This window comes from Paenibacillus sp. SAF-068, assembly GCF_051967555.1.
Taxonomy (GTDB): Bacteria; Bacillota; Bacilli; order Paenibacillales; family Paenibacillaceae; genus Paenibacillus.
Map to the genome: position 1 here is coordinate 776,089 of NZ_JBQCJX010000001.1, position 12,565 is coordinate 788,653.

At 45.9% G+C, this 12,565-nt stretch carries 13 protein-coding genes; 11 read left to right on the forward strand and 2 right to left on the reverse strand.

The window, feature by feature from the left end; all coding sequences use genetic code 11:
• The first annotated feature begins 68 nt into the window (after nt 1–68).
• The 9 genes from ACTHPG_RS03445 (at nt 69) to ACTHPG_RS03485 (ending at nt 8,986) form a co-directional block, all read left to right on the forward strand.
• Nucleotides 69–848, forward strand: a complete 780-nt coding sequence (locus tag ACTHPG_RS03445) for a hypothetical protein (RefSeq protein ID WP_440387734.1) — start codon at nt 69–71, stop codon at nt 846–848.
• Between the two features lie 137 nt (nt 849–985).
• Nucleotides 986–2,248: a GNAT family N-acetyltransferase gene (locus tag ACTHPG_RS03450; RefSeq protein ID WP_440387735.1), complete on the forward strand. Its 1,263-nt coding sequence runs from the start codon at nt 986–988 to the stop codon at nt 2,246–2,248.
• A gap of 142 nt (nt 2,249–2,390) precedes the next feature.
• Nucleotides 2,391–2,888 (forward strand): PH domain-containing protein, encoded by a 498-nt coding sequence (locus tag ACTHPG_RS03455; protein ID WP_440387736.1) that lies wholly within the window; start codon nt 2,391–2,393, stop codon nt 2,886–2,888.
• Entirely contained in the window at nt 2,885–4,447 is a 1,563-nt protein-coding gene (locus ACTHPG_RS03460) for a PH domain-containing protein (protein WP_440387737.1), read from the forward strand. Before ACTHPG_RS03455 ends, ACTHPG_RS03460 begins: the two co-directional genes overlap by 4 nt.
• Before the next feature lie 74 nt (nt 4,448–4,521).
• Nucleotides 4,522–4,884 carry a DUF3139 domain-containing protein gene (locus ACTHPG_RS03465; RefSeq protein WP_440387739.1) on the forward strand — a complete coding sequence of 121 codons (363 nt, stop codon included), beginning with the start codon at nt 4,522–4,524 and terminating at the stop codon, nt 4,882–4,884.
• A gap of 235 nt (nt 4,885–5,119) precedes the next feature.
• The gene (locus ACTHPG_RS03470) at nt 5,120–5,782 is read left to right on the forward strand and encodes an HAD family hydrolase (protein WP_440387741.1); all 663 of its coding nucleotides are present in this window, start codon (nt 5,120–5,122) and stop codon (nt 5,780–5,782) included.
• A gap of 16 nt (nt 5,783–5,798) precedes the next feature.
• Complete coding sequence (locus ACTHPG_RS03475; RefSeq protein WP_440387742.1) at nt 5,799–6,398, forward strand: NUDIX domain-containing protein; 600 nt, start codon at nt 5,799–5,801, stop codon at nt 6,396–6,398.
• A 52-nt stretch (nt 6,399–6,450) separates the two neighbouring features.
• Nucleotides 6,451–7,029: a hypothetical protein gene (locus ACTHPG_RS03480; RefSeq protein ID WP_440387744.1), complete on the forward strand. Its 579-nt coding sequence runs from the start codon at nt 6,451–6,453 to the stop codon at nt 7,027–7,029.
• 169 nt (nt 7,030–7,198) lie between these two features.
• Nucleotides 7,199–8,986 carry a cellulase family glycosylhydrolase gene (locus ACTHPG_RS03485; protein ID WP_440387746.1) on the forward strand — a complete coding sequence of 596 codons (1,788 nt, stop codon included), beginning with the start codon at nt 7,199–7,201 and terminating at the stop codon, nt 8,984–8,986.
• 136 nt (nt 8,987–9,122) lie between these two features.
• On the opposite strand, the gene ACTHPG_RS03490 is transcribed toward ACTHPG_RS03485, so the two are convergent.
• Nucleotides 9,123–10,280 carry a glycosyltransferase family 4 protein gene (locus ACTHPG_RS03490; RefSeq protein WP_440387748.1) on the reverse strand — a complete coding sequence of 386 codons (1,158 nt, stop codon included), beginning with the start codon at nt 10,278–10,280 and terminating at the stop codon, nt 9,123–9,125.
• A 431-nt stretch (nt 10,281–10,711) separates the two neighbouring features.
• Between ACTHPG_RS03490 and ACTHPG_RS03495 the strand changes: the two genes are divergently transcribed.
• Both ACTHPG_RS03495 and ACTHPG_RS03500 read left to right on the forward strand, forming a co-directional pair.
• Complete coding sequence (locus ACTHPG_RS03495; protein WP_440387750.1) at nt 10,712–11,281, forward strand: DMP19 family protein; 570 nt, start codon at nt 10,712–10,714, stop codon at nt 11,279–11,281.
• Nucleotides 11,282–11,308: 27 nt separating this feature from the next.
• Nucleotides 11,309–11,593 (forward strand): hypothetical protein, encoded by a 285-nt coding sequence (locus ACTHPG_RS03500; protein WP_440387751.1) that lies wholly within the window; start codon nt 11,309–11,311, stop codon nt 11,591–11,593.
• A gap of 152 nt (nt 11,594–11,745) precedes the next feature.
• Here the strand turns inward: ACTHPG_RS03500 and ACTHPG_RS03505 are convergent, their stop codons facing one another.
• Nucleotides 11,746–12,519, reverse strand: coding sequence for a sporulation protein (locus ACTHPG_RS03505; RefSeq protein ID WP_440387752.1), 774 nt, complete (start codon nt 12,517–12,519; stop codon nt 11,746–11,748).
• Nucleotides 12,520–12,565 lie beyond the last annotated feature (46 nt).

Below are 12,565 nucleotides of genomic sequence, written 5' to 3' on the forward strand. Positions count from 1 at the left end.
TCTCAGTGTTTTATCTTTCCTAATCTAGTATGATTAACGCATCATTCCAGTAAAGAGAGGTTCATAACATGGAAGCTTTTTTAGAGCAAATTAACGAGTTAAACGAGCTTCAGAAAGACTTGGTTAGCATACATTCTTTATTTGCAGAACATTATCCAGTGGTTGTCGCCCATGAAGCTTTATTATATATCTATGATTATTCGTCCAAAACACATCAATATGAGTGGGTAAAGACGGTGCCGGACGATTTATATATTCCAGATGAATGCCTTGCAGCCATGCCAGTGCCTCATATGGACGGTCGAATGTGTGCGATTGTAACGGATGCAGCGTTCAGAGACCTTGAGCAGAAAGTCTACCTGTTCCACGAATATGTTCATTGCTATGTATATGGGAAATATGATGAACGGATCGTGAACCGTCTCCAGATTAAGCATAAAATGACGCAACTGAAGCGTGTAACATGGGAACTGGATTATGAATTTCCGTACGAAGATGCAGTTGTTGTGGAGCGGATTAACTCATTGTTGTCTGCTTTGAAGAGTAGAGACCTGACACAAGTACACACAGCTAGAAAGGCGTTGTTCACTTCATTAAATGAAGAACAAGCTGAGTACTGGAGTTGGTTGGAGTGGAACGAGGGTTACGCGCGTTATATTGAGAATCTGATTCGGGCAAAATTCGGGCAGGAAAGCAATCATATGGGAGACTCATCCCCGTTTAACCGCTTAATGTTCTATGAATGTGGGTCGGAATACATTAGTCTGCTTGTGAGGGAACACCCGGAGTACCATACGGATCTGGAGCAGCTGTTCAACCGGATGCAATTGGAGAGACTACAGGATTAATCAAGCATCTACGGTGAAAAAGGTGGAACATAACGGAGTCTCACTATTCCAGTAATTCTTACGTTGCATCAATAGGTGGTATCTTTTCTTTTCCTTCCTATTATAGAATACTTCCCGATATAAAGGAGATCATCTCTATGCCGCTACCCATGGTTCATCTCAATATTGCTAATCTGATTGCTGACTCGCTGCAAGTGCAGGCTGATCGAGGTTCATTCTATCTGGGGAATATCGCCCCGGATTCCATACATATGCGTGAAGGTACAACGAGAGATGATAAGGAGTACACCCACTTCAACCCGAAGGATGAAGGAGATTACACTGGACGACTCAAGGAACTCTACTCATCTTATATGCAACAACGTACCGATGGAGAGTGGAAGTGGTTTGTTCGTGGGTACTTTATGCATGTGATGACAGACTATTACTGGTTCCGGAGTGTGCATCCTGAATTCGTCGAACGGGTCAACAAGGCAGACTTGCCCATGGGTACGAGTAGATCCAAGGAAGAGCTGGCGCATTTATACTATCAGGAGACGGACCAGATTGACTTCAATCTCTATCGAGGTTCAAGATGGAGCGAAGAGGTATGGCAGGTGCTTAACAGCTCACCGGGTTATGACATGACGGATCGTTTAACTGCTGATGAGATTATCCGTTGGCGGGATCACACGTTTTCTTTTCTTAATGGGGAAGAACCGGGAATTACTCCTGAGTTTATTACGGGTGAGAGAGTCCAGTTATTTGTGGAAGAGACCGTAGAGCGATTAAGCTGTTTGTTGTCTTCATGGGACCCGGAGTATGGAACGGAGAAGAAACCAGTGGATGACAAGATTACCATTGAACCTATGACACGATCGGATGCAGAGGGGGCGTATCAGGTATTCGAGACAACGATCCCCGCAGCATTCGAACAGGAGGGAATAGGCTCGCTTCTGGATGATATTCAGGAAGAAATAGCACATAAAAAAGCGATGATTCACACGGCATTGCAAGCAAAGTATAACATGGAATCAAATGTATTTTTCCTCGTCGCCAAGAGGGGCGATGTTATTGTAGGCACAATTTCGTATGGACCTTGTGGTGAGGAGATTCGAGAATGTGCAGAGGGCCGACTGAACGATATCGGAGAACTGGGTAGCCTGTACGTGATGCCCGAGGTTCAAGGTCAGGGGATTGGTTCGGCGCTCATAGTCGCACTGGTCAACGAATTGCACCAGCAGGGAATACAGCAATTCTGCCTGGATAGCGGCTATCAAATTGCACAGAAGAAGTGGAAACGCAAATTCGGTGAACCTTATGTGGTAGCAAAGAACTACTGGGGCGAAGGTACAGATCATATGATATGGCTGTGTAAAGTACAGGATTTTATAGAGGTTGTTCAAAAAGCCCGCTTTTGATTACGAATAAAGAGATGACGACCTGTATTGAACAGGGGTCATCTCTTTTATTAAACGGAATCTTTCTGCATCGATCGTGAACGATTGTTCGTACAGTGTATCATGTGTGTTTTAAGTACCCGAGGGAAAAAGGAGTGAACATATGTCAATCCAGTGGAAGATACCCGAACAACGGCTGTCCCCTCATGCGGTGAACTTGTGGAGAATTAGCGCCATCCTATGGAATGTCATAGGCTTCCTGATCCTTGCCGTACTCCTGATACTCGACTCCATCTATGGATGGAAGACGTGGATTGGTTGGTTGTTGTGGGGCGTTACGGCCATATCGGTGCTCTATGCAGTGTGGGATATTTTCATCCAGCCTGCATGGTTATATAAGCATTGGTACTATGATGTGAACGAGGAGTTTCTGCAATTGAAGCGTGGGGCGCTAACCAAGGTACATCAGATTATCCCCATGGCGAAAGTACAATCGGTTACAACAAATCAGGGACCTCTGATGCGAAGATATGGACTTTATTCCGTATCGGTTGGCACGATGGGGTCCTCGCATGAAATCCCGGCATTGCCCGAGGAAGTCGCGCTTGCGCTCCGTCATCAGATTGCGTCCTATGCACGTATTAATGAGGTGGATGAATGATTGATATGAAGCGACATCATCCATTATCCATTCTGTGGAGTCTGTGGAAACTGGTGAAGAATTCGTTCGCCATCATCCTGTTTTTGTTTGTTTTCCGTCAGGGATCAGAGTCCCAATGGCTTTTCTATGGAAGGATCGCCTTTTATGCAGGTATCTCCATCGGCATCGTGTCAATCATCTGGAAGTGGTTTACTTCTCGTTATACAGCAGACGATAAGGCCTTTCACATCTTTAGTGGTGTGTTTAACCGTACCCGAAGAACGATACCTTATACGAAGGTCCAGAATGTAAACCGGCATACGACATTGTTTCATCGGTTGTTCCACGTGACGTCGATTCGATTCGAGACAGGGATTAAGGGAGAAGATGCTACCTTTCAGTTACAGGTTGTTTCCCTCTCGGAAGCGGAACAGTTGGAGAAGATTGTAGCGGGTTATATCGCAGAAGATGCAGATACAGTAGGTGTAACAGAGGAACATGATACGTTCGATCCCGTTAAAGGTATGGAAGAGGGAGAGGCGCAATCCCGCTCTGTTATGCCCGATCAAGCCATGTCTCTGCCTGCAAAAGAGAAACAGGAACGGGTTGTTCATTATCATTCGACCCGCAAGGACATACTCAAAGCGTCGTTTACCTCACTCAGCTTTCTTGTACTGATTCCAGTCCTGGGCACACTTTATTCCTGGGTGAAAGATTTCTTCCCCGATGAAGAAGTAACCGAAAGTTTGTTATTAACCTGGCTTGATTCCTGGTGGATTGCCGGTTTGATGATTTTGGTTTTATTGATCATATCTATTGCTTTGGGCATAGTCAGAACCTTTGTAAAGTATGGAAATTTTCAGATCACCTCGGATGCCAAGCGGATCTATATCACGAAGGGCATGATGGAGCAAACGTCATTTTCAATCCTGAAAGAACGAGTTCAGGCCGTAAAAATTACTCAGTCTCCGATGAAAAGGTTGCTTGGATTAGCGGAAGTGGAACTCACCACTGCGGGTAGTTTGGGGGAATCTGAGCAGGAAGTGAACTCGCTCTATCCTTTCTTGCCTGTTAAGCAAGCTTATACCCTGATTGAGGAGATCCTGCCATCCTATCGTGTTACGCAGGAGATGGAAAAACTCCCACGAATATCATTGTGGTTACGTTTGCTCAAACCAAGCTGGGGATGGATTGTGATCACAGGTTTATTGTGGTACTTCAAACCATTGGTGTTTGGGCAGAAGCATGCCTGGTGGATGATTTCTGCGATTCTGCTCGTGTGGATTGCAACATGCAGAGTGATGGATTTTTTCCATACCCGATACATCCTGAATCAGAATTTCATTCAACTTCGAACCGGTGCGCTCACTTCAACACTCTTCATCTCCAAACGTGAGAAAGTCATCGAAGTGCAGATCACCCGTAATGTGCTACAGCATTGGTTCGGTGTGGCTTCCATTCATACCGTAAACCGTGCCAAACCTGTTCTGCATCATCGGGCACATGATGTTCCCCTGGATACGGCAGAATCATTTCAATCCTGGTACATGGGACGTATTCAAGATGTCCAGACCCGTTAATTACAAGAGCAAGTGCAAGAAGACCGCATCAGGTTATTCTGTACTTGCTTTTTTTTACTAAGGAGGGGTTCAACGTGAGTAAAAGGAAAAAGGTCATATCTTTGACGATCTTGATCACTCTAGCGATCTTAGTTGCTACGCCCTTTGTCTATGTAAAAATGAATAAGGTGATCTACGCTCATCGAGTGACCGAATATTTAATTGAGCAGAAGAACTATTCTTCCGAGGAAATCGAATCCGTTGAAGGCGTATGGTCAATCAAGCTGCCGCCATTCCTTGCCATAGTCAAATTCAAGGATGAGCCTGATGTAGAATATATCTATTTTGCTCATAATGATGTCATCCAATTTAGTCACCGCATTTCGGAAGAAGCTCAGAAGAAAGGTAAGACGAAGTCTGATCTGAAACATTTCGTACCCATGAGCGATCAAGATTAGAGAAGGAATAATATTATGATTAAAGTATGATATGAGAAAGCATTCTTAAAATGGATGAAGGATATCCCAATTGTGGATTTTCATGTAGAATGATATAGCACGTAGTGCACGGGCTATCATTATCACACAAAAAAAATAACGGGTGTTTCTTTGATCAGTTTAGGGGCTAACATTGATGGGTTGGAAGGTTATTCTGTCATCGGAGTGCCAGTGCGATAAAACGGGGGGAAGAGCGATGGATCATATTAAAGCAGTTATTTTTGATTTGGACAATACAATCTTGAACAGAACGATGACCTTTGACGGTTTCACGCAGAGTTTGGTTAAGACCTATTTTGGTCACCTTGAGTCAACCGAAGATATAATCAAACGAATCATTGAACTCGACCAGGACGGTTATAAGGACAAGCCCCTCCTGTTCAACGAGCTGTTGCATGAATTACCTTGGGCAGAACATCCGCCACATGCAGAACTGATGGAGTTCTATGGCAGAGAATATGTGAGAAGTTCAGTTCTAATGGAAGAGGCGCGAGAAGTCGTCTATCATCTGCGGGGGAAATATCGAACTGGATTGATCACCAATGGGCAGACCGATATTCAGTATGGGAAAATCGATCAACTCGGTATCCGGGATGATTACGACCATATTATTGTTTCAGAAGAGGCAGGAGTCAAAAAGCCTGATCCACGCATCTTTCAGCTTGCACTCGATCATTTTGGTCTAACCCCGGAGCAATGCATCTACATTGGCGATCACCCGATGAACGATATTCAAGGAGCAGCAAGCGTAGGCATGAGCACCATCTGGATGAAGGTCAATCAGCCTTGGCAGGACAGCATCACGATTAGCCCTTTACATACGATTGAACATCTAAGGGAGCTAAAGGAGTTGTTGTAGAAGGCAGTAATATAAGTTGAATATAACAATTACACCAAGCGGAGAGTACTTCAATAATCATATTCTGGAAAGCGAGGAACATATGGAGATTAGACAGATGGCTACAGCGTTTTTAAGCAATGGCTCAGATATGCTGATGATGAAGAAGGCGGGCAGCAGATTATTTGATTTTGAATTTTGGGGTGGCATCGGCGGACATCTGGAACAAGGAGAACTGAACACACCCATGACCGCCAGTTATCGGGAGATTGAAGAAGAGACCGGGTTCAAGCAAGCGGATATTAAATATTTTCGGCTTCGATATATTCTATTAGAGGTTAGCGGTGGTGAGGTGTGGCAGCAGTTTGTATATTTCGGAGAGACGAAGCATCGACATTATGTGCCCTCCGATGAAGGAGAGTTATTCTGGATACCGCTGGATGAAGTGCTGGATTTGCATGCATCCATTCTCGTCAAAGCGACGCTTAGGCACTATTTACAACACCCGGGAGCAGAAGACATCTGGATTGGCAACGTTCAGAACGGTGCAGACCTAAAGGGTACTCCGCAGGTCATATGGAACAGAATGCAAGAAACGATGTCATTTGAGCCAAAGGGTGCCCCGCAGATTCTTTGAATTTAATCCGACAAACTAATAGTAAGCGTCTTCATGTGAGGAGGACTTTACGATGAATTCCCAACCTCGGCGACCGAAAAGTCCAATGTTCAGAGGAATAATACTGCTGATACCAACGATTCTGCTGTTATGTGTGCTGTTCCAACTGTTCCCATATACAGGAATCATGGTCATAGTTGTGTTTCCTATCATTGTACTGATGAATGCAGCCCTGATCTATACCATATTGAAAAAAGCGGATAACAATAACGCTCGTATAACCAAGCGGAGATATGTACTAACCCTATCGCTGACGATCTGTCTGGTAATCGCACTCTTTCCACAATCATCGGGCACACATATTGTTGTTCAGGCCACAGATGGCTTTAAGGCTATCCGGCATTTGGATGACATCACCGTAGATGATCTCAAGCTGAAGAAAGACAAGAGTGGCTACGTTATCGGAGATTCGAGTGAGAGATATGTTGCAGCCTTATATAAGTTTAGACACGAGATTCCTATGGATGGGTCATTTCACATCTATGAGATAGATGGGAATCCAAAGTTTGATCCAGTGATTACTGAAGTGGGACAGATTCGCGAGAAATTGTCAGGTTTCCATAAAGTCATGTGGTGGGTTATGGGACTATAAAATGTTTTAAAATAATCTAAAAACTTCCAGCGTTTTATGACATTTTATAGTATATTAAAAGGGTCTGGGAGGTGAGTGATGAGATAATCCATGTCGGTGATCTGTTTGGCTTCTATGTGTCTACATACTGTGTGAATAGCTTAACCCATCCCAAGAAGGAGGTTTTGTTATGAAGCGTATTGGAAACATGTTTCGCAAAGCAATGCTGTTCTCGCTGTCATTAATGCTGGTGTCTATCGCGTACTCCCCTCATCCAGCTTCTGCTGCAAGCGGGCCTGTCAAAGGATTTCATGTAAGCGGTACCAAATTACTGGATGCTACAGGTACACCTTTTGTCATGCGTGGGGTGAATCATGCCCATACCTGGTTCAAGAATGATCTGCAAGCGGCCATTCCGGCTATTGCTGCGACAGGTTCGAATACCGTACGCATTGTCTTGTCCAATGGTAGTCGATGGACAGCGGATTCACTGGCGGATGTCGAGCAGATTCTGGCGCTGTGCGACCAGTACCAATTAACCGTTATGCTGGAAGTACATGATGCCACGGGATCGGACAGTATTGCGGAATTGCGGAAAGCCTCGGATTATTTTATCAGCATCAAGGATGCCCTCATTGGCAAGGAAGATCGCGTGATCGTGAACATTGCGAATGAATGGTACGGTTCATGGGAGACCGCAGTATGGGCGGATGGATATCAACAAGTGATTCCTGAACTCCGTCAGGCGGGCATCAAGAATACACTTGTCGTGGATACTGCAGGTTGGGGGCAATATCCGACAGCAATTTTCAATCGGGGGCTGGATGTGTTTAACGCAGACCCACTGGCGAACACCATCTTCTCCATTCATATGTATGAATACGCAGGCGGCGATGCAGCAACAGTCAAAAGCAACATTGATCATGCGCTGGCCATCGGCGTACCTGTCATTGTAGGCGAATTCGGATTCAAACACACCAGTGGTGATGTGGATGAAGCGACAATCTTAAGCTATGCACAGCAAAAGGGAGTCGGCTGGTTAGCCTGGTCTTGGTACGGTAACGGTGGCGGTGTAGAATACCTTGATTTGAACAATGGTCCAGCAGGATCCCTGACTGATTGGGGGCAGACGGTAGTTAATGGACCGAACGGTACGCTGGCAACCTCTGCATTGAATACGATCTATATTACCCCTGGATATCAGCCGGTTCCAGATAACGGTAGCGGGGGAGTTGTCACGATCCCGGCTGCACCGACAGGTGTAACAGCTACCCCAGGAAATGGGCAAGTAGTGCTGAACTGGAGCGTATCACCCGGAGCAGCAAGTTATATTGTACAGCGTGCGACAACGAGCGGAGGAATATATACGGATGTAGCCACGAATGTGAGCGGCACAACCTACACCAATGCGTCTTTGACGAATGGAACCACGTACTATTACAAAATCAAAGCCGTGAACAGCGCGGGCATCAGCCCAAGCTCGGTACAGGTGAGTGCGACACCGCAGGCGGGTACAACGACGCCAACGTCGGATCTGGTTCTGCAATATCGTGCAGCAGATACCGATGCAACGAACAATCATATCAAACCTTATTTTAATATCAAAAACAATGGTACTTCCGCTGTTAACCTGAGTGCTCTCAAGATCCGTTATTACTTTACGAAAGATGGTTCCGAGGGACTGAATACGGTCATCGATTGGGCGCAGATCGGAGCAGCCAACATCACGACCAGCATCGGAAGTGTTACGGGCACGAGTGCAGATACCTATGTTGAGATTGGTTTCACTTCGGGTGCAGGGTCTCTGCAGGCGGGTGGTCAGACGGGAGACATCCAGTTGCGTATTCATAAGGATAATTGGGGCAATTTTAACGAAAATAACGACTATTCCTTCCGTCCAACGCAGACCTCCTATGATGTGTGGAACAAGGTAACTCTGCATCAGAATGGTACCTTGATCTCTGGTATAACACCTTAATGTTCAGCGTATCCGCTATTCAGACTGACCGTAGCAGCGTGTACATGCTGCGGCAGCCTGAATGGGCGAACCGGTTTAACTTTGCAGAGACAGAGCCGGTAGATATGGGTTGTTGGAAGAAACTGATTTCTTCAAACTAGGCTGTAATAATTCGATCTTTCGTAAGTCTGTTCCGATGTTCGATAGCCTCTTCATAATCCCCGATCAGTGTATCAAAAATATGTTCCCACGATCGCTGCTCAGCTAGCTTTCTGCCTTCCAGTCCCATCATCTGCAATTGGTTCTTATGATTCCCCCAGAGACATATCTCCCGAATCAGTGCCTCAGCCTGACCTGGCTCAAATAATACACCATTACGGTGATGGGCTACCAGATCCTTTACACCCCCGGCATTAGCAGCTACAACAGGGAGCCCTGAAGCCATCGCTTCCAGCACGACATTACCAAATGTTTCTGTAGCGGAAGGAAACACAAACAGATCTGCGGAAGCATACATAACAGCAAGGTCTTCCCCATGCATATACCCTGTAAAGGTGACATTTGGAGGGGATTGCAGACGCATTTTGGGGAGAGAGGGGCCGTCACCAACAATAATCCAGTGTACACGGGACTGCATTTCCTGGGGTAACTGTTGCATGGTAGTGGTGAGCGTGGCGATATCTTTTTCCGGGGCAATGCGTCCAACGTAGAGTAGAATCAGGGGAGCGGTGATGTGGTAGCGTTCACGGATATCCGAGCTGCGTTTATCAGGGGAGTACAGGTTGCAATCAATTCCGCGGGACCAGAGCTTCAGACGCTGAATGCCTTGGGTTTGCAATGTGTTTAACGTTTCCTGCGATGGCGTAAGTGTGGCATCACAGGCACGGTGGAACCATTGGATGTATTTCCAGTAGAACGGAATCATGCTTTTCAACCGGTAGTATTCGAGATAACGATCGAAGTGGGTGTGGTAGGAGATCACATGGGGAGTATGATGCTTGAGTGCATACCTCAGACCAAGCAGCCCCATATTAAAAGGCGTGGCGATATGCAGCAGATCTGGCTGAAAGGCTTGTAGCTGCTTGTGCGTGTCTGCTTTGTTGGGGAGTGCAATGCGGCATTCGGGGTACAGAAAAAAAGGAATGTTGGCAACCGATCTGACTTGAGTCTCATGACTTCCTTCAATAACGGAGTTCGGAGTAAACAGCAGATGTTCAATTCTTCTGCGGTTCAGATGGTTACTCAAGCGGTGGAGCGTGCCAGCAACACCATTGGTTTCCGGAAGATAGGTGTCTGTGAACAAGGCCAGGCGCATCAATACCCCTCCCAAGACTCGTGATGCCAAGATCATAACAGCGAAACATTTTCCACAGGTCAAGTGCACGTTAACTAGACGATATTCCCTGTAAATTTGATAACAGGTTGCACAAACCATTTTCTATACATTCAACTTGTATAGCGTATTCTGCTATGATGTAATAACGTGTCGGCGTAGTTAAGCTTGAAATTTACACGATAACGGAGAGGACAGAAAAAAACTGAAGAAGCGGAGCTAAAAGCTTTCTGCAAGAAAGCTGCTTCGGAAGCATACACTTCGCCTTTATCACCGGATTTTCCCCTTTAATAAAGGGAATGAAAAAATCTGGGGATAACAGCGATCGGAAGTTTATTCTGACCACGTAGTGGTCCAGTGTAAAAGAAGTCGTTTAAACTATATAGACAGAGAGATACAGGAGGCAGAGAGAGATGAACAAGTTGCAAGAAGAACTGCAGGAGTTGTTACCACTCGATCAACTTGAAGAGATGTCAGGTGAAGAGGTGGTAGGGGGTATTGCCATGGACCTTTATCGGGCTGAATTTGGGACGATTCGAGACAGTGGCCCCGAACTTCCGCAAGTGCTGCAAGATATCATTCTGATCATCGATCTGGATACCGAGCTGTCCATGAACGGCATGACCGGGTTCCTTGAGAATGCCAGCGGGCAGTATCTGGTTGAGACAATAGCAGCGATGGAGCGGATCGGCAATGAAGCAGATGCTGTGATCCTGAAGAAGATTGAGCAGATGTTGTCCGAAAGCGGCATAACGCACGGGCAATTACGAGATAATGTGAATGGCCTGTCCGAAGATGATATCACGACAAGTCTGCAAACACACGGGGAACAGATTCATGAGGTATTGCAGGAGATCGAATTGGAAGCCGCGAATCTAAGTATGCAATCGGATAACGAAGAAAGCTTCGACTTGCTGTATCAGTATGTGGATGCCAACAAAGATCTTCTGAAAAAGGAGATGCAGCACTTCTTGTCTAATTGAATGGGAAGAGGAGGCGTAATGACACACATGAACAAAAGATTAGCAATGGAATCCGCCCTGGTTACCTTGTTATTCATCATCGGTTTTGTAGCATGGAATGTCGTTCAAGGTATGATTATGACCAAGAATTATGTACCTGATCTAATGAACACTGCTTCATCCGGTACGCCATTGCAAACCCAGGTTGCTTTTGGAACTATTGTTCGATGGGATACAACAACCATGATCATGGCTTTTGCCGGGTTCATTTTGCTCGCCGCTGCTTATTACGGTCTTCGATCTGGAATGCAGCGCTGGACACAGCGTTCCTGAAGGCGTGTCCGCATAAACACCATGTCTGCCTCATGTCCTTACGCTGCCTTCGCAGCACCACAAAAAATGCCTGATTTCCTGGAAAATTCAAAACCGTCCTTCATCAGATTTGTCTGATAGAGGACGGTTTTATTTTTTATACAGAATACAGACTAAATATGTTTGGAAATGACTTCTTCAAGTCCTTGAGCGACAGAATGCGCACCGCGCGCCAGATGTCTCTCATACAGATGCAGGCGGACAAAACTTTCATCCGTACCCATGGCTTCGGAAAATATTCCACTGAGCCCACGAGCGCGGCGGTCGATCTGTAACAGCAGTTCGAGCGAATCGCCCATCGGATAAAACAGTACTTCCAACTCGTCCAGATGACCACGGAACTTGTTTGTTGGTACGAATTCAAATTCCTGTACAAATGGCAGATTTCCGCCCAGCTTCGGCGCATAGTCGTTGGTCACTTCACGCAGCTTGAAGCCAAGAATATCGATCGCATCGAGCACCGTCTTCATGTCTTTGCTAGGAACAACATGAAGTCGGTCCCGGTCTGAGGGGTCCACGGCGCTTGAGATATCCAGGCCCGTCTCTACCCAGACCTCTGCACGATGCAGTGTAATTGGCAGGTTTTCAGGCAGGTCAAATGAGAAGTCTTTCTCCAATTTGGCTCCAGGCTGTAATGTGAAACCATCGGTGAGCAAATATTTGGCTATAACGGCTGTTTCTTTTACTTTGCGATCATCGTGCTCCCGTATGTAATGGGTTTTGATTGAAAGATAGATTCGATCTACGTTCTGTTCCACATCTCCACCTTCAATGTACACGACCCCCGAGATGATCCCTCCAGGCGTGACCTCTGGTGTATGCAATTCCGTATTGACCTTGGCTGCTCCAACACCTACACTGGCTAACATTTTCTTGAAAAATGACATGCGCTCAACCTCCAGATCAGATGGTTTACTATGTGGGGATAAATAC